18 protein-coding genes are annotated in these 14346 nt (G+C 65.0%); 3 read left to right on the top strand and 15 right to left on the bottom strand.

Translation table 11 applies throughout. The annotated features are described in order from the left end of the window. Nucleotides 1-27 precede the first annotated feature (27 nt). From AB7Z56_RS15880 to AB7Z56_RS15865, 4 genes are read right to left on the bottom strand one after another with little or no spacing between them, the layout of a single operon-like run. Complete coding sequence (locus AB7Z56_RS15880) at nt 28-1191, bottom strand: ABC transporter permease (protein ID WP_354124494.1); 1164 nt, start codon at nt 1189-1191, stop codon at nt 28-30. Continuing rightward, nucleotides 1188-2120, bottom strand: coding sequence for an ABC transporter ATP-binding protein (locus AB7Z56_RS15875; protein WP_354124495.1), 933 nt, complete (start codon nt 2118-2120; stop codon nt 1188-1190). Before AB7Z56_RS15875 ends, AB7Z56_RS15880 begins: the two co-directional genes overlap by 4 nt. Then, nucleotides 2117-2905 (bottom strand): HlyD family secretion protein, encoded by a 789-nt coding sequence (locus tag AB7Z56_RS15870; protein WP_354124496.1) that lies wholly within the window; start codon nt 2903-2905, stop codon nt 2117-2119. The genes AB7Z56_RS15875 and AB7Z56_RS15870 overlap by 4 nt, the downstream gene beginning before the upstream one ends. Beyond that, nucleotides 2902-3591 carry a TetR/AcrR family transcriptional regulator gene (locus tag AB7Z56_RS15865; protein WP_354124497.1) on the bottom strand — a complete coding sequence of 230 codons (690 nt, stop codon included), beginning with the start codon at nt 3589-3591 and terminating at the stop codon, nt 2902-2904. The genes AB7Z56_RS15870 and AB7Z56_RS15865 overlap by 4 nt, the downstream gene beginning before the upstream one ends. A gap of 107 nt (nt 3592-3698) precedes the next feature. Between AB7Z56_RS15865 and AB7Z56_RS15860 the strand changes: the two genes are divergently transcribed. The 3 genes from AB7Z56_RS15860 to AB7Z56_RS15850 are packed head-to-tail and all read left to right on the top strand — an operon-like array spanning nt 3699 to nt 4933. Then, nucleotides 3699-4034, top strand: coding sequence for an ArsR/SmtB family transcription factor (locus AB7Z56_RS15860; RefSeq protein WP_441256355.1), 336 nt, complete (start codon nt 3699-3701; stop codon nt 4032-4034). After that, on the top strand, nt 4031-4504 hold the full coding sequence (locus AB7Z56_RS15855; RefSeq protein WP_354124498.1) for an SRPBCC family protein: 474 nt from the start codon (nt 4031-4033) through the stop codon (nt 4502-4504). The genes AB7Z56_RS15860 and AB7Z56_RS15855 overlap by 4 nt, the downstream gene beginning before the upstream one ends. A gap of 15 nt (nt 4505-4519) precedes the next feature. Next, entirely contained in the window at nt 4520-4933 is a 414-nt protein-coding gene (locus AB7Z56_RS15850) for a GFA family protein (RefSeq protein ID WP_354124499.1), read from the top strand. A 118-nt stretch (nt 4934-5051) separates the two neighbouring features. On the opposite strand, the gene adhP is transcribed toward AB7Z56_RS15850, so the two are convergent. The 11 genes from adhP to AB7Z56_RS15795 all read right to left on the bottom strand — a co-directional run bounded on the left by adhP (nt 5052) and on the right by AB7Z56_RS15795 (nt 14177). Next, nucleotides 5052-6077 (bottom strand): alcohol dehydrogenase AdhP, encoded by a 1026-nt coding sequence (gene adhP / locus AB7Z56_RS15845; RefSeq protein WP_354124500.1) that lies wholly within the window; start codon nt 6075-6077, stop codon nt 5052-5054. Between the two features lie 136 nt (nt 6078-6213). Beyond that, nucleotides 6214-6624 carry a DUF2000 family protein gene (locus AB7Z56_RS15840; RefSeq protein WP_354124501.1) on the bottom strand — a complete coding sequence of 137 codons (411 nt, stop codon included), beginning with the start codon at nt 6622-6624 and terminating at the stop codon, nt 6214-6216. A 131-nt stretch (nt 6625-6755) separates the two neighbouring features. Then, nucleotides 6756-7145, bottom strand: a complete 390-nt coding sequence (locus AB7Z56_RS15835) for a DUF4189 domain-containing protein (protein WP_354124502.1) — start codon at nt 7143-7145, stop codon at nt 6756-6758. 229 nt (nt 7146-7374) lie between these two features. Beyond that, the gene (locus AB7Z56_RS15830; protein WP_354234156.1) at nt 7375-8979 is read right to left on the bottom strand and encodes a molybdopterin-binding/glycosyltransferase family 2 protein; all 1605 of its coding nucleotides are present in this window, start codon (nt 8977-8979) and stop codon (nt 7375-7377) included. Beyond that, entirely contained in the window at nt 8976-9677 is a 702-nt protein-coding gene (locus tag AB7Z56_RS15825) for an XdhC family protein (RefSeq protein ID WP_354124504.1), read from the bottom strand. The genes AB7Z56_RS15830 and AB7Z56_RS15825 overlap by 4 nt, the downstream gene beginning before the upstream one ends. Before the next feature lie 2 nt (nt 9678-9679). Continuing rightward, the gene (locus AB7Z56_RS15820; RefSeq protein ID WP_007602422.1) at nt 9680-10003 is read right to left on the bottom strand and encodes an XdhC family protein; all 324 of its coding nucleotides are present in this window, start codon (nt 10001-10003) and stop codon (nt 9680-9682) included. Between the two features lie 11 nt (nt 10004-10014). Next, nucleotides 10015-11217: a vWA domain-containing protein gene (locus AB7Z56_RS15815; protein ID WP_354124505.1), complete on the bottom strand. Its 1203-nt coding sequence runs from the start codon at nt 11215-11217 to the stop codon at nt 10015-10017. Between the two features lie 82 nt (nt 11218-11299). Beyond that, the gene (locus tag AB7Z56_RS15810; protein ID WP_014494196.1) at nt 11300-12208 is read right to left on the bottom strand and encodes an AAA family ATPase; all 909 of its coding nucleotides are present in this window, start codon (nt 12206-12208) and stop codon (nt 11300-11302) included. A gap of 62 nt (nt 12209-12270) precedes the next feature. Next, the gene (locus tag AB7Z56_RS15805) at nt 12271-13077 is read right to left on the bottom strand and encodes an FAD binding domain-containing protein (protein ID WP_014494195.1); all 807 of its coding nucleotides are present in this window, start codon (nt 13075-13077) and stop codon (nt 12271-12273) included. 32 nt (nt 13078-13109) lie between these two features. Then, complete coding sequence (locus AB7Z56_RS15800; RefSeq protein ID WP_014494194.1) at nt 13110-13595, bottom strand: (2Fe-2S)-binding protein; 486 nt, start codon at nt 13593-13595, stop codon at nt 13110-13112. Between the two features lie 135 nt (nt 13596-13730). Then, nucleotides 13731-14177 carry an SRPBCC family protein gene (locus tag AB7Z56_RS15795; protein ID WP_071912467.1) on the bottom strand — a complete coding sequence of 149 codons (447 nt, stop codon included), beginning with the start codon at nt 14175-14177 and terminating at the stop codon, nt 13731-13733. Nucleotides 14178-14346: the final 169 nt, after the last annotated feature.

The raw sequence follows: 14346 nt of genomic DNA, 5'->3' as shown, positions 1-14346 counted from the left end.
CTCCCCTCGATTCAGGGGCATTGTGCCTCAATCCAGCGTGCGGCGGAAGCGCGTCACCGCGATGGTCATGGCGACCAGCATAAGGATCGCCAGCGCCAGCGTGTCGAAGTGCAAATTCTGCATGGTCGCGCCCTTCAGCATGATGGCGCGGACGATCCGCAAGTAGTGGGTCAGCGGCAGGCATTCACCGAGATATTGCGCCCAGACCGGCATGCCGGCGAACGGGAACATGAATCCGGAGAGCAGAATGCTCGGCAGGAAGAACATCATGGCCATCTGCATGGCCTGGAGCTGGTTCTGCACCACGGTCGAGATGGTGTAGCCAATCGACAGATTTGTAGCGATGAACAAGGTCGACAGCAGCGCAAGCAGGAACAGATTGCCGAGCAAGGGCACGCCGAACAGGCCGACACCGATGCCGATGATGAGGAAGGCCTGAAGGAAGCCAACCAGCACATAAGGAACGATCTTGCCGAACATCACCTCGACCGGCTTGATCGGCATCGACAGCAGGCTCTCCATGGTACCGCGCTCGACCTCGCGGGTGACCGAGAGCGCGGTGAAGATCAGCATGGTCATGGTGAGGATGGTGCCGACGAGGCCCGGCACGATATTGAGGCTGGACGACGCGGCCGGATTGTAGCGCGCATGCGCGCGGATCTCGAACGGCATCTCGGGCGGATTGCCGATATAGAGATCGTGCGCAAGCGCGGTCTTCACGACCATGCCGAGCGAGCCGAGCGCGGCGCTGGCCGCAACGGGATCGGTGGCGTCGGCCGCAACCAGCAGCGCCGGCCTGTCGCCGCGCCGCACCGCCCGCTCGAAGCCCCGCGGAATCTCGACGCCGAACAGCACCTTGCCTGATTTCAGCAGGTTGTCGAAATCGTCGACGTCGTGCACCTCGTAGATGAAGCGGAAATAGGCGGTGTTCTCCAGCGCCTTCAACACCGAGCGGGCAAGATCCGAATCCTCCTGGAGCAGCACCGCGCTCGGCAGATGGTGCGGCGTGGTGTTGATGGCATAGCCGAACAGCAGAAGCTGCATCACCGGCAGCATCACGATCATCGCGAACGAGACGCGGTCGCGCTTGAGCTGGATGAACTCCTTGACCAGCATCGCATAGGAGCGCTTCCAGAATCCGAAGCGCCCGCGCATTTCGCGCGCGGGTGCGGGATGATCGGCGGCGCTCATTGGAAATTGTCCCTGGAACGGCTCATCAATTCGATGAACACGTCTTCGAGCGAGGGCGATGATTCGTGCCAGTGCAGGCCAGCCTTCTCGCGCCACGGCGCGATGCTGGCCTCGAGCGCGGCGACGTCGCGCCCGGAAACGTGCAGCGAAGTGCCGAACGGCGCCACCATGTCCACGCCGGGCTTGCCGGTGAGCGCGGCCGTCAGCCCGTTGAGCTCCTCGCCCGTCACGGTGTAGGTCGTCAGGGCGGACTTCGCGATCACCTCCTCGACCGTGCCGTGCGCCAGGAGATGGCCGTAGGCGATGTAGGCGATCTCGTGGCAGCGCTCGGCCTCGTCCATGTAGTGGGTCGAGACCAGGACGGTGAGGCCGTCGGCCGCGAGCGCATGGATCTCGTTCCAGAAATCGCGTCGCGCCTTGGGATCGACGCCGGCGGTCGGCTCGTCCAGCAGCAGCAGTTTCGGACTGGGCAGCGTGCAGGCCCCGAGCGCCAGGCGCTGCTTCCAGCCGCCGGAGAGCTCGCCCGCGAGCTGCTCCTCGCGCCCCGACAGCCCGAGCCGCTTGATCATGTCGCGCGCGGCGCCGCGTGGATCGGCGAGGCCATAGAGTCGCGCAACGAATTCGAGGTTCTCGCGCACCGAGAGGTCCTGGTACAGGCTGAAGCGCTGGGTCATGTAGCCGACTTGGCGCTTGATCTTTTCGGCATCGCGCCGGATGTCGTAGCCGAGGCAGGTACCCTCGCCGCTGTCGGGCGTGAGCAGACCGCAGAGGATGCGGATGGTGGTGGTCTTGCCCGAGCCGTTCGGCCCGAGGAAGCCGTAGATCGAGCCGCGCTTCACCTGCATCGACAGATCGTGCACGACCTCGCGGCCGCCAAACGATTTGGTCAGGCCCTTGACGTCGATCGCGATGCCGTTGCCGCCGTTCATCGCTTGTCCGCCACCGGCGTTTTTGGATGGAGATAGACGTCGATCGGCTGTCCGACCCGCAGGGCATCGGGCCGCGAGGGCCGCGCCTGGATCAAATAGACCAGCTTGTTGCGCTCATCGAGGCTGTAGATGACAGGCGGAGTATATTCGGCCGAGGTCGCGATGAAATAGATCTTTGCGGTGAGATCCGCCGCGCAATTGTCGCAAGAGATGCGCACCGTGTCGCCGATCGCAAGCTTCGGCAACTCGGTCTCGGGCACGAAGAAGCGCAGCTTCATGTTGCCGGGCGGCATGATCGAGAGCACCGGCCGCTGCGCCGCCACCATCTCGCCCTCGCGGAAGTAGATCTGCTGGATGGTGCCGGCAACGGGCGCAAAGCCCCTGCGCCGCGCCATTCGCGTCTCCGACGTCGCGACCCGCGCTTCGGCGACACGCAAGGACGACACGGCGGAATCGAGATTGGCCTGCGTACCGGAGCCAGTCTTGTTCAGCGAGGCCGCGCGATCATAGGTCTGCTGCGCATTGGCCAGTGTCGCCTTGTTCTGGTTGAGGTCGGCAAGCTGGAGATCGTCGTCGACGGAATAGAGGGCATCGCCGACCTTCACCTCGTCGCCCTCGCGGATATTGAGCTTCGTCACCCGGCCCGCTTCGTCCGGGCTGACGAAGATCATGTCGGCCTCGACCCAACCCTGAAATCCGGGATCGCGCTTGTCCTTGCAGCCGGCAAGGCCGGTTGCAAGGACGACAGCCAATGCAAACACAGAAATTGCTCGTGACGACCTCATGTCGTCCTCCGTTCGCCAAAAATCAAATCGAGATGGACGCGCAGCATGTCCTGGGCGTCGAGCGGCGCGTGCCGCGCAAACAGGCTCTGCCAGATCACCGCGATCATCGCGGGTGCGACCAGGATCTGCGGATAGCGCGCGAGGTTCTTCTCGCGGATCTCGCCGCGGGCAATGCCGAGCTCGATCAGCGCGCGCATGCCGGCGATCCCGCGCGAGACGACCTCGCGATAGTAGAAATCGGCGACGGACGGAAAGCGCGGCCCTTCCGCCACGATCAATCGCACGAGATCGCCGCGCCTCGTGCCGATGACCTCCTTGAGGAAGTTACCGGCAAAGGCCTCGACGAGATCGCGCACCGAGCCCGTCGGCGGCGGCAGAGCATTCAGCTTGGCCACGACCGGCACGATCACCGTGCGCACCAGCTCCTCGAACATCGATTCCTTGTCCTTGAAGTGCAGGTAGATCGTGCCCTTGGCCACGCCCGCCCGCTTGGCGATGTCGTCGAGCCGCGTCGCGGCAAAGCCGCGCGCGATGAACTCCTCCATCGCCGCTTCCACGATGGCCGACCGACGCTCGGCCGCACGCGTGGCACGGTTCGAAGCGGGCGCAGCGTCGGCGGGCGCACGGCCCTTCGCATCGGCGCGAGCTGCGGTTGGCGTGACTGCTTTGGTGGGCTTCTTTGTCATCCCCTATTTATGACTGACCGGTCAGTCATAGTCAAGGCAGTGATCCAACCCTATGCAGCCAACAATTAGTATTGACTAATGCATTAGCGAATGCTAATCGAATTCCCATGATCGAAGCCGCCCCAAATCCCGTCACGACCGTGATGCGCGCCCTCGCCGATCCGACCCGCCGTGCCGTGTTCGAGCGCGTGTTCGAGAGCAAGGAGATCAGCGTCACCGAGCTCACCCGCGGCAGCGGCGTGACGCAGGGCGCGATCTCACAGCATCTGAAGTCGCTGAAGCAGGCCGGCCTCGTCGCCGAGCGCGCCGAGGGCCGCAACGTCTATTACCGCGCCGCGCCGCAAGGACTAGAGCCGCTGGTCACCTGGATGGACCATTACGGCGTGTTCTGGCGCGAGCGCTTCCAGAATCTGCGTGACCTCTTGAAGGAGATCGATCCGTGAGTGCAGCCGAGTTCAGAGCCGGGACAAAAGACAGCGTCCAAGACATTGTTTTGGAGGAGGTCTTCCCTCACGCGCCGGAGACGATCTGGAAGACGCTGACCAGCGCCCAGTTGATCGCGCGCTGGCTGATGCAGCCGACTGGCTTCGAAGCCGTCGAAGGCAAGGCCTTCACCTTCCAGACCACGCCGGGCGGCAACTGGGATGGCGTTATCCATTGCCGGGTTCTGGAAGTCGTACCGAACCGGCGCCTCGTCTATGCCTGGAAGGGCGGCGACGAACGCAACACCGGCTACGGCGCGCCGCTCGACACCGTCGTGACGTGGTCCCTCACACCGGTCGAAGCCGGCACGCGGATCCGCCTGGTGCATGCGGGCTTCGTCATGCCGAGGAACGAGTCCGCCTACACGGTCATGAGCGGCGGCTGGAAGAAGGTCGTGCGTCAGCTCGACGAGATCAGTGGCGAGAAGTGAGTGGGAGATCTTTCGATGACCAGGCCTTTTACCGGCGGCTGCGCCTGCGGCGCGATCCGCTATTCGATTCTCGGTGAGCCGCTGTTCAGCAATCACTGCCAGTGTCGGGATTGCCAGCGCGAAAGCGGTAGCGGCCACGGCTCGTACATGACCTTCGCACGTGCCGGCGTCACGGTGACGGGCGAGGCGAAGCATTGGGACATGGTCGGCGACAGCGGCAACGTGAAGACGCGCGGTTTCTGCACGCAGTGCGGCTTGCCGGTCTACATGACCTTCGCCGCGATGCCCGACATCTTCACCATCCGCGCCGCAAGCCTCGACGAGCCCGCCCGCTACAAGCCGCAGGTGGTCACTTACGCGGCGCGCGGACATGACTGGGATCGTCTCGATCCAGACCTGCCGAAATTCGAGACCATGCCGCCAGCGTGAGGCACTAGAGCCACTTCCGTTCCGATGGAAGTTCCGATGGAATCGGAACGGGGCTCCAGATTCTTGTCTTGACGCGTTTTCCTTACGCGAACCGGTATCCACTTCGCTCGAAAACGCTCTAGCCAAAGTCGAGCACCATGCGGCCGTCGATCTTGCCGGCCTTCATCCGGTCGAAGACGTTATTGATCTCCGCGAGCGGCACCTTGGCTACTTCGGCCTTGACCTTGCCGTCCGCGGCGAATGCGATGGCCTCGTCGAGATCCCTGCGGGTGCCGACGATGGAGCCACGCACGGTGATACGCTTGAGCACGACATCGAAGATCGGCGTCGGGAATTCGCCCGGCGGCAGGCCGACCAAGCTGACGGTGCCCTTGCGACGCACCATCTTCAGCGCCTGCGCGAACGCCGAGGTCGAGACCGCCGTCACCAGCACACCGTGGGCCCCGCCCCCGGTTGCTGCCACAACCTTGTCCACCGCATCGGCCTCCAGCGCGTTGACCGCGAGATCGGCGCCGGTCTCGCGTGCGAGCTTGAGCTTGTCCTCGGCGATGTCGACGGCTGCGACCTTGAACCCCATCGCCTTGGCGTACTGGATCGCGACATGGCCGAGCCCGCCGACGCCGGAGATCGCGACCCACTCGCCGGGCCGAGCGTCGGTCTCCTTCAATCCCTTGTAGGTGGTGACGCCGGCACACAGGATCGGCGCGACGGCGGCGAAATCGATCGTTGCCGGGAGCCTTGCGGCGAAGGCGGCCGAGGCGATGACATATTCGGCAAAGCCGCCGTTCACGCTGTAGCCGGTGTTGTGCTGGTGCTCGCACAGCGTTTCCCAGCCGGTCTCGCAATATTCGCAAGCCATGCACGCGTCGTGCAGCCAGGCGACGCCGACGGCATCGCCGACCTTCAGATTTTTCACACCTGGCCCGAGTGCAGCGAAGGTTCCCGCCACCTCATGCCCGGGAATGAAGGGCGGAACCGGCTTCACCGGCCAGTCGCCGGAAGCTGCGTGCAGATCGGTGTGGCAGACGCCGCACGCTTTCACCTTGACCAAAACCTCGCCGAGACCGGGCTGCGGCACCGGCACGTCCTCGATCACCAACGGCTTGCCGAATTGTTTGACGATGGCGGCTTTCATGGTCGGCATGTGTCTGCTCCATTGCAATACAGAGGGCAGACTAGCGATGCCGGGCGGCGCCCCCTTGATTGGAGTCAAAGAACGCAAGTTTATCCGTCGCAGGAACCATCACGACACCGCGAAGACGAGGCTGCTTGAAGTACGGCTAGCTATGGAACTTCAGACTGTCGACGATCTTGTCGATCACCTTGCGCTCGGCGCGCATCGCGATGCCGACGAGATTGAGATCGGTGCGCTCAACCGCCCTCACCGCTTCGCGGTTGGCGGCATCGCGCGTGGTCTTGAACATGTCCTCGGTGTAAAGGGCCGTCGTCACATTGCGCGAGAGCGCACGGTCGAGCGCGCGTGACAGCGCGGCACCATCGGCACCGTAGATCAGGATCGGCTGGCCGATCAGCGCGTGGTACTTCGTGCCCGAACCGTCCTCATAGGGCTCGCCGATGCAGTCCGGAAAGGCCGCGGCAATTCCGCTGGTGAGAAACGACGCGACGTTGAGCTTCTGCCAGGCCTGAAGATCGGCGCGGATCACGACCGCGATCTTGGTGTCGAGCTGCATGCATACCTCGAACTGTCATTCCGGGGCGCGCCGAAGGCGCGAGCCCGGAATCCATCGGGCCACAGAGTCGGTGGACGAATGGATTCCCGGTTCGATGCTACGCATCGCCCCGGAATGACAGCAAGAGAAATTCAACCCTTGGCGTCGCAGGCCCAGGCGCGGATCACGCATTCCTTGCCGCCGTATTTGTAGCATTCGCGCGTGGCGGCGTTGAGCGAGGCCGAGATCTTCGGCTTGACGGCATAGCCATAGGCGCCGCACGGGTTGGCCATATCGACCGACATCGCGGCGCAAGCACGCTTCATGGTCACCGTCGTGCAGTCCCCCTTGCACTGCTTCTGTGCCGCTCCACGGGCCTCGCGCTCGGCGCCGTAATCAAAAGCCTGGCCATAGGCCCCGCACTTGCCGACCGCAAACGCACCGGCAGCATGCGCATCCGTGATGTAGCGAGCGCCGGCGACACAAACCGACAGCGCAAAGAAAAACATCGCGCAACGGCGCGCGACGACATTCGAAGCCATGGAAAAACCCCTCCCCCCAAGGCAGGTGGAGAGGACTCTAGGCGGTGGACGTTTCCAGATGGTGAACGAGGGGTGAAATCGAACGAATGAGAGTGCCGTAGGGTGGGCAAAGGCGCAAAGCGCCGTGCCCACCATCCATCCACACCATCATTCAAAATTGGTAGGCACGCTTCCGCCTTCGCTCTACGAGCTACGGCGGACAAGTCGCTTTGCCCACCCTACGGCACCGTCATCCGCGTCGTGCCGCTTCCAGCGCCTGCGGCGTGTCGATGTCGAGGAAAGCGCTCTCGCCATCCACGGGCACTTCGGCCACCGCTTCGGTGTGCTTGGCGATCAGATGGCGCGCGCCGACGTCGCCGTCGAGCGTCATCAATTCCTTGAAGAAGCGGCGCGACCACAGCACGGGATTGCCGCGGCGCCCGTCACTGACGGGCACGACGATGAGGTTGCCGCGGTCCGGCGCAAAGCCGTCGATGAGACGGTCGATCAGGCCGGCATCGATCAACGGCATGTCGCCCAAACAGACCACGGCGCCGTCGCAACTTTCCGGCACGGCCGCGATGCCGGCCTTGACCGAGCTCGCGATGCCGCCGGCGAAATCCGGGTTGCGGACGAATTTCACCTTCAAGCCTTGCAGCGCCTGCTCGACCAGCTCGGTCTGGTGGCCGGTGACGACGATCACCTCGGAGGCCTTGGAGGCCAGCGCCTGCTCGGTCGCGATCCGCACCAGCTTCTTGCCGTCGAGCTCGGCGAGCAGCTTGTTCGGTCCGCCCATCCGGGTCGAGCGGCCCGCCGCGAGCACGATGGCCGCGACCTGGCTGTTGCCCTCGATCGCGGGTTCTGCGCGCGGCTGCGGCCGCGTGACGATCTCCATCAGGAGGCCGCCGACGCCCATGCCCATCAACTCGGAACGCGTCACCTTGATGCCGGCGAGCAACCGCATCAGCACCCAGTCAAAACCGTTCTCGACCGGCGAGCGTGCGCAGCCCGGCGCGCCCAGCACCGGCACCCCGCCGGCCCGCGCGATCAGCAGCAAATTGCCGGGGTCGACCGGCATGCCGAAATGTTCGATCTCGCCGCCGATCCCGGTGACGGCCGCCGGAATGACGTCGCGGCGGTCGGCGATCGCGGACGCCCCGAACACGATGACGAGCTCCGCACCAAGCCCGAGCAATTCCTTGATCGCGGCCGACAGCGCTCGCTCCTCATGCTGCACGCGCCGCTCGGCAATGATGCTGGCGCCGGCCGGCGCGAGCCGCTCGGCGGTGACGCGCAGCGTCTTGTCGATCACCTTCGACGAGAGGCCCGGCAGCAGCGTCGAGACCACGCCGACGCGCTTGATGACGTAGGGCGCGATCTTCAGCACGTCCCTGCCCGCCGCCTTCACCGCGGCATCGCGCAAATTGCCTTCGACGCCGAACGGGATGATCTTGACGGTGCCGACCATCTCGCCCTCGACCACCGGCTTGTAGGCGGTGAGCGTCGCAAAGGTGATGGCCTCGTCGATATTGTTGATGCGGTCGACCGCGGCGCGGTCGATCACCAGCACGCCCGGGCGCGCGGCGAACAGATTGGCGCGGCCGGTGAAGGCGCGCTCGACATGAATGCCCTCGCCGCCGACGGCCAGCGCGATACTGGCGGCGGCGACATCCTCGGAGACGTCGCCCTCCTCCATGCGCACCACCACGACGTCCTTGATGCCGGCGCGCGTTAGCGCCTCGACCTCGGCCGGGCCGATCGTCGTGCCCTTCTTCAGCACCAGCGGACCCTGGCGCAGGGTGTGGACGGTCACCCCGCCGATCGCATCCTTGGGGCTCGCCGGTCCGAATTTCATGCCGCTTCTTCTTTTTCTTTTGGAGGCAGCCGCAGCACCGCCGTGATCTCGGCCATGATCGACACCGCGATCTCGGACGGCGAGACAGCGCCGATCGCCAGCCCAATGGGCGCGTGGATGCGCGCGACGTCGCTGTCCTTGGCGCCCTGCGCGCGCAGCCGGTCGCCGCGCTTGGCATGCGTCTTTCGCGAGCCGAGCGCGCCGATATAGAAGCAGTTGCGCTCGAAGGCGTGCAGCAGCGCGGGATCGTCGATCTTCGGATCGTGCGTCACCGCGACGAAAGCCGTGTAGGCATCGACATTGAGCGGCGGCAGCGCCGTGTCGGGCCATTCGGCGACCAGGGGAATGTCAGGGAAGCGCTCCGCGCTCGCAAACGCCGTGCGGGGATCGACCACGGTGACGTCGTAGCCGAGCGAGCGCGCCAGCGGCGCCAGGGCCTGGCTGATATGGACCGCGCCGACGATGACGAGCTTTGCGGTGGGCGCGTAGACGTTGAGGAACAGCTTTTTGCCGCCGGCTTCGATGCTGGCGCTCTTGCCCATGCGAAGCTGCTTGTCCAGTTCGGCACGCAGCGGGTCTTTTGCAAAATCCGCAGCCTTCACCAGACGCTGATCGCCGCTCTCGGTGTCGGTCACCAGGATCACCGGTCGGCGCGCGGCGCGCTCGGCATTGAGTTCGTGCAGGATCGCGAGCTTCACGGCTAGCCGACCTTCTCGACGAAGACGCGGATGGTGCCGCCGCAGGACAGCCCGACATTCCAGGCCGTCTCATCGGCAACGCCGAACTCCAGCATCCTGGGCTTGCCGCTCTGGATCACGTCCATGGCCTCGGTGACCACGGCGCCCTCGACGCAGCCGCCGGAGACCGACCCCAGAAACGTGCCCTCATCGTTGATGACGAGGCTCGAGCCCGCCGGGCGCGGCGCCGAGCCCCAGGTCTCGACAACGGTGGCCAGCGCGACGCCCCTGCCGGCCTTCTGCCAATCCTCCGCCGCCTTCAGAATATCCTCGTCGCGATCGAGCATGGCTTAACCTCTCAAGCTGCGGAACGGATCAGGCTGCGATGATGCGGCGGCAGCGGCCGGGAGAGCGTCGTGATCAGCTCCTGGATCGAACTCAAATTATGTACCGGGCGGAATTCGTCAACGTGCGGGAGCATCATTTTGATGCCCTGCGCCTTGGCCTCGAAGCCGCCGAACCGCAATAGCGGGTTGAGCCAGATCAGCCGGCGGCACGACCGGTGCAGCCGGTCCATCTCGAAGGCGAGCCGGGAATCGGCCTCCCGCTCCAGCCCGTCGGAGATCAGCAGCACGATGGCGCCCTGGCTCAGCACACGCCGCGCCCACAATTTGTTGAAGTTGTGCAGCGAGGCCGAAATCCGGGTGCCGCCGGCCCAGTCCTCGACCGAGGCCGAGCAGCTTGCCAGCGCCTCATCGGGGTCGCGCTGGCGCAGCGCCCGGGTGACGTTGGTCAGCCGGGTGCCGAACAGGAACACCGAGACGCGCTTTCGGGCATCCCCGATGGCATGCAGGAAATGCAGGAACAGGCGGGTGTACTCGCTCATCGAGCCCGAGATATCGAGCAACGCGACGATCGGCGCCGGCTTTTCGATGCGCCCGAGGCGATGGATGTCGATGATGTCGCCGCCGGTGCGCAAGGACGCGCGCAGCGTGCGGCGCAAATCGAGACGAAGCCCGCGGGGATCGGGCCGGTGCCGGCGCGTCAGAAGCTCGGCCTGCGGCAGCCGCATCCGCTCGACGGCGCGGAGCGCTTCGGTGATCTCAGCCGCGCTCATCTGCGCAAAATCCTTCTTCTGAAGGATTTCCTTGTCGGAGACCGACAGGCGCAAATCCTGCTCCTGGTGCTGCGGCGTCTCCGTCATCCGCGGCTGCGACATCGCCTCCTGCACGCGGCGGGAACCGGCCTGCGGCTTCTTCTTGGCCTGCTCCGGCAACGGCACCGAATCCAGCATGTGCTTCCACTCTTCCGAGGCGCGGAAGAACAGGTTGAAGGCCTGCCTGAAGATCAGCGCATGCTCGTGGCGCTTGACGAAGATCGCCTCCAGCGTGGTGAAGACGTCGGCGCGGTTGCCGATGTCGATCACCTGCAGCGCGCTCATGGCATCGATGACGGCGCCTGGTCCCACCGGCATGCCGGCGGAGCGCAACGCGCGGGCGAAGCCGACGATGTTGTCGGCGAATTGCTCGGTCTGGTCGGGCGCAAGGTGGTTGATGGCCATGGTCTCGTATCCATCCCCTCGTCATTCCGGGGCGCGCCACTTGGCGTCGCCCCGGAATGACGGGAGTACTAGTGACGCAAGATCAATTCTCGCTCGTCGCTTCCTTCAGCACCTTCTGCAAGGTATCGCCCTGCATCCGGGTGATATCGTCCTGGTACTTGAGCAGCGCCCCCAGCGTGTCGCCGACCACTTGCGGGGTCAGCGAGCGGGCATCGAGCTCCGACAGCGCTGTGGCCCAGTCGATGGTCTCGGCGACACCAGGCGACTTGTAGAAATCCTGGTTGCGCAGCGCCTGGACGAAGCGCACGACCTGCTGCGACAGCTTGGCCGAGATGCCGGGCACGCGTGTCTTGACGATCGCGAGCTCGCGCTCGGCTTCGGGATAGTCGACCCAGTGATAGAGACAGCGCCGCTTCAGCGCGTCGTGGATCTCGCGGGTGCGGTTGGAGGTGATGATGACGATCGGCGGATGCGGCGCCTTCACGGTGCCGAATTCGGGAATGGTCACCTGGAAGTCGCTGAGGATTTCGAGCAGGTATGCCTCGAACGCCTCGTCGGCGCGGTCGAGCTCGTCGATCAGCAGCACCGGCGGTCCCGCGACGTCGGGCTCCAGCGCCTGGAGCAGAGGCCGCTTGATCATGTAGCGGTCGGCGAAGATGTCGGACGAGAGCTGATCGCGGTCGGTGTCGCCGGCGGCTTCCGCCATCCGGATCGCGATCATCTGCGCGGCGCTGTTCCACTCGTAGACGGCGGAGGAGACGTCGAGGCCCTCGTAGCACTGCAGGCGGATCAGCTTCCGCCCCAGCGCCGCCGACAGCACCTTTGCGATCTCGGTCTTGCCGACGCCGGCTTCGCCCTCCAGGAACAGCGGCCGGCCCATGCGCAGCGACAGATAGGTCACCGTCGCCAGCGATCGCTCCGCGAGATAACCGCGCGAAGTCAAGAGTTCGAGCATCGCATCGACCGATGCCGGCAGGGCCGTGAGAGTCATGAAAAAGCCAGTCTCGCTACGCCCTCACCGGGGACAAGTTTGGGCCGAGGCGTGAGGTTCACTCACTCCTTGGCATTGGCGGCGTCGAGGGCGCGCCGCGTCAGCACCCCGATGAGATGCGCACGGTATTCGGCGCTGCCGTGGATGTCGCTGTTGAGGCCTTCCGCCGGCACCTCGATGCCATCGAGCGCCTTCGCGGCGAAGCGCTTCTTCAGGGCTTCCTCGAACGCGGTGACGCGGAACACGCCTTCGGAGCCGGCACCGGTGACGGCGACGCGCACGTCCGAAGGACGCCGCGCCACGAACACGCCGACCAGCGCATAGCGCGAGGCCTGGTTGCGGAACTTGATGTAGGCCGCCTTCTTCGGCAGCGGGAACATCACCTTGGTGATGATCTCGTCGGCTTCGAGCGCCGTCGTGAACAGGCCCTGGAAATACTCTTCCGCCTTGAGGCGGCGCTTGTTGGTGACGATGGTGGCGCCGAGCGCGAGCACCGCGGCCGGATAGTCCGCGGTCGGATCGTTGTTGGCGAGCGAGCCGCCGATCGTGCCCTTGTGGCGCACGGCGGGGTCGCCGATCTGGCTGGCAAGATTGGCCAGTGCCGGGATCGCCTCACCGACGATCGCGGAGCTTGCGACCTCGGCATGCCTGGCGGTGGCGCCGATCACGAGCGCACGGCCCTTCATCTCGATCGTGTTGAGCCCCTCGATATGGGAGAGGTCGACCAGATGGGGCGGGCTCGCGAGACGCTGCTTCATGACGGGAATCAGCGTGTGGCCGCCGGCGATCACCTTGGCGTCTTCGTTCTTCACCAGGAGGTTGGCCGCCTGGCGAACGGTCCCAGGGCGATGGTATTTGAATTCGTACATCTGAATGTCCTGATCGCAGAATGCGCGCGCGGTTAGGCGAGATCGGATTTCGCCATCGCCTTGGCGCCGGCGGAGATCGAAGCGACGATGTTCTGGTAGCCGGTGCAACGGCAGAGATTGCCTTCCAGCTCCTCACGGATGGTGTGGTCGTCGAGCTCGTGGCCCTTGCGATGGACGATGTCGATCGCCGTCATGATCATGCCCGGCGTGCAGAAGCCGCACTGCAGGCCATGGTGCTCGCGGAAGGCCTCCTGCATCGGATGCAGCGGAGCGCCGTCGGCGGCCAGTCCCTCGATCGTCTTGACCTCGTGGCCGTCGGCCATCACGGCCAGCGTGGTGCAGGACTTCACGGCCTTGCCGTCGAGATGCACGACACAGGCGCCGCACTGCGAGGTGTCGCAGCCGACATGGGTGCCGGTCAGGCGCAGATTCTCGCGCAGGAACTGCACCAGAAGGGTGCGGGGATCGACGTTGGCCGTGACAGGATTGCCGTTCACGATGAGGGAGATTTTTGCCATAAGCACTCTCTATCAGCGCCCCGACGGGTCCCGTCGAAGCGGTTCTTATAATTATTCCAACCCATCATATGGGCCATTATGCCCGGGGGCAACATCGCCCCGGACGCAAGGCGCCATGCCGAAAGGCGATAGCCTTCAGCCCTGTACCGCTTTGGCGAAGTTCGCGAAAAATTCGTCGGCCAGTTTCTTGGCGGTGCCGTTGATGAGGCGCTGGCCGAGCTGCGCCAACTTGCCGCCGATCTGCGCCTCGACCTCGTAGGAGAGCAGCGTACCGCCGTCCTTCTCCGCGAGCTTGACCACGGCGCCGCCCTTGGCGAAGCCGGCGACCCCGCCCTCGCCTTCGCCGGAGATCTTGTAGCCGTTCGGCGGGTCGAGGTCACTCAGCGTCACCTTGCCCTTGAAGCGCGCCGACACCGGCCCGACCTTCATTTTCGCCGTCGCGCGAAAGCCGCCGTCGTCGGTCTTTTCCAGCTCCTCGCAGCCGGGGATGCAGGCCTTCAGCACCTCGGGATTGTTGAGCTTCTCCCACACGGCCTCGCGCGGCGCCGCAAGCTGGACTTCGCCGTTCATCGTCATGGCCATGGGGTACCTCCCGGATGCTTCACTATATGCTGCTCAAGTAACGCACGGAGGCCGCAAAGGAAAGGGCAGCCCCCGGCCACGTGCAATGCATATTCGCAACTGCAAAGAGCTTTGCGCCGATGGTTTGGGATTGGCAGAGCCGGGGCATGGTGATTAGGTCCCGCGCAAC

The organism is Bradyrhizobium sp. 482_C4_N1_8, from assembly GCF_052075965.1.
GTDB classification, from domain to species: domain Bacteria; phylum Pseudomonadota; class Alphaproteobacteria; order Rhizobiales; family Xanthobacteraceae; genus Bradyrhizobium; species Bradyrhizobium barranii.
Note: the sequence above shows the minus strand (reverse complement) of the source record. Positions and strands in the feature narration are given on the sequence as shown.

What these genes read in the sequence shown, in the direction of transcription:
- AB7Z56_RS15880 (WP_354124494.1), bottom strand. Translation starts at nt 1,191, where the DNA reads ATGAGCGCCGCCGATCATCCCGCACCCGCGCGCGAAATGCGCGGGCGC.
- AB7Z56_RS15875 (WP_354124495.1), bottom strand. Translation starts at nt 2,120, where the DNA reads ATGAACGGCGGCAACGGCATCGCGATCGACGTCAAGGGCCTGACCAAA.
- AB7Z56_RS15870 (WP_354124496.1), bottom strand. Translation starts at nt 2,905, where the DNA reads ATGAGGTCGTCACGAGCAATTTCTGTGTTTGCATTGGCTGTCGTCCTT.
- AB7Z56_RS15865 (WP_354124497.1), bottom strand. Translation starts at nt 3,591, where the DNA reads ATGACAAAGAAGCCCACCAAAGCAGTCACGCCAACCGCAGCTCGCGCC.
- AB7Z56_RS15860 (WP_441256355.1), top strand. Translation starts at nt 3,699, where the DNA reads ATGATCGAAGCCGCCCCAAATCCCGTCACGACCGTGATGCGCGCCCTC.
- AB7Z56_RS15850 (WP_354124499.1), top strand. Translation starts at nt 4,520, where the DNA reads ATGACCAGGCCTTTTACCGGCGGCTGCGCCTGCGGCGCGATCCGCTAT.
- adhP (WP_354124500.1), bottom strand. Translation starts at nt 6,077, where the DNA reads ATGCCGACCATGAAAGCCGCCATCGTCAAACAATTCGGCAAGCCGTTG.
- AB7Z56_RS15840 (WP_354124501.1), bottom strand. Translation starts at nt 6,624, where the DNA reads ATGCAGCTCGACACCAAGATCGCGGTCGTGATCCGCGCCGATCTTCAG.
- AB7Z56_RS15835 (WP_354124502.1), bottom strand. Translation starts at nt 7,145, where the DNA reads ATGGCTTCGAATGTCGTCGCGCGCCGTTGCGCGATGTTTTTCTTTGCG.
- AB7Z56_RS15830 (WP_354234156.1), bottom strand. Translation starts at nt 8,979, where the DNA reads ATGAAATTCGGACCGGCGAGCCCCAAGGATGCGATCGGCGGGGTGACC.
- AB7Z56_RS15820 (WP_007602422.1), bottom strand. Translation starts at nt 10,003, where the DNA reads ATGCTCGATCGCGACGAGGATATTCTGAAGGCGGCGGAGGATTGGCAG.
- AB7Z56_RS15815 (WP_354124505.1), bottom strand. Translation starts at nt 11,217, where the DNA reads ATGGCCATCAACCACCTTGCGCCCGACCAGACCGAGCAATTCGCCGAC.
- AB7Z56_RS15810 (WP_014494196.1), bottom strand. Translation starts at nt 12,208, where the DNA reads ATGACTCTCACGGCCCTGCCGGCATCGGTCGATGCGATGCTCGAACTC.
- AB7Z56_RS15805 (WP_014494195.1), bottom strand. Translation starts at nt 13,077, where the DNA reads ATGTACGAATTCAAATACCATCGCCCTGGGACCGTTCGCCAGGCGGCC.
- AB7Z56_RS15800 (WP_014494194.1), bottom strand. Translation starts at nt 13,595, where the DNA reads ATGGCAAAAATCTCCCTCATCGTGAACGGCAATCCTGTCACGGCCAAC.
- AB7Z56_RS15795 (WP_071912467.1), bottom strand. Translation starts at nt 14,177, where the DNA reads ATGGCCATGACGATGAACGGCGAAGTCCAGCTTGCGGCGCCGCGCGAG.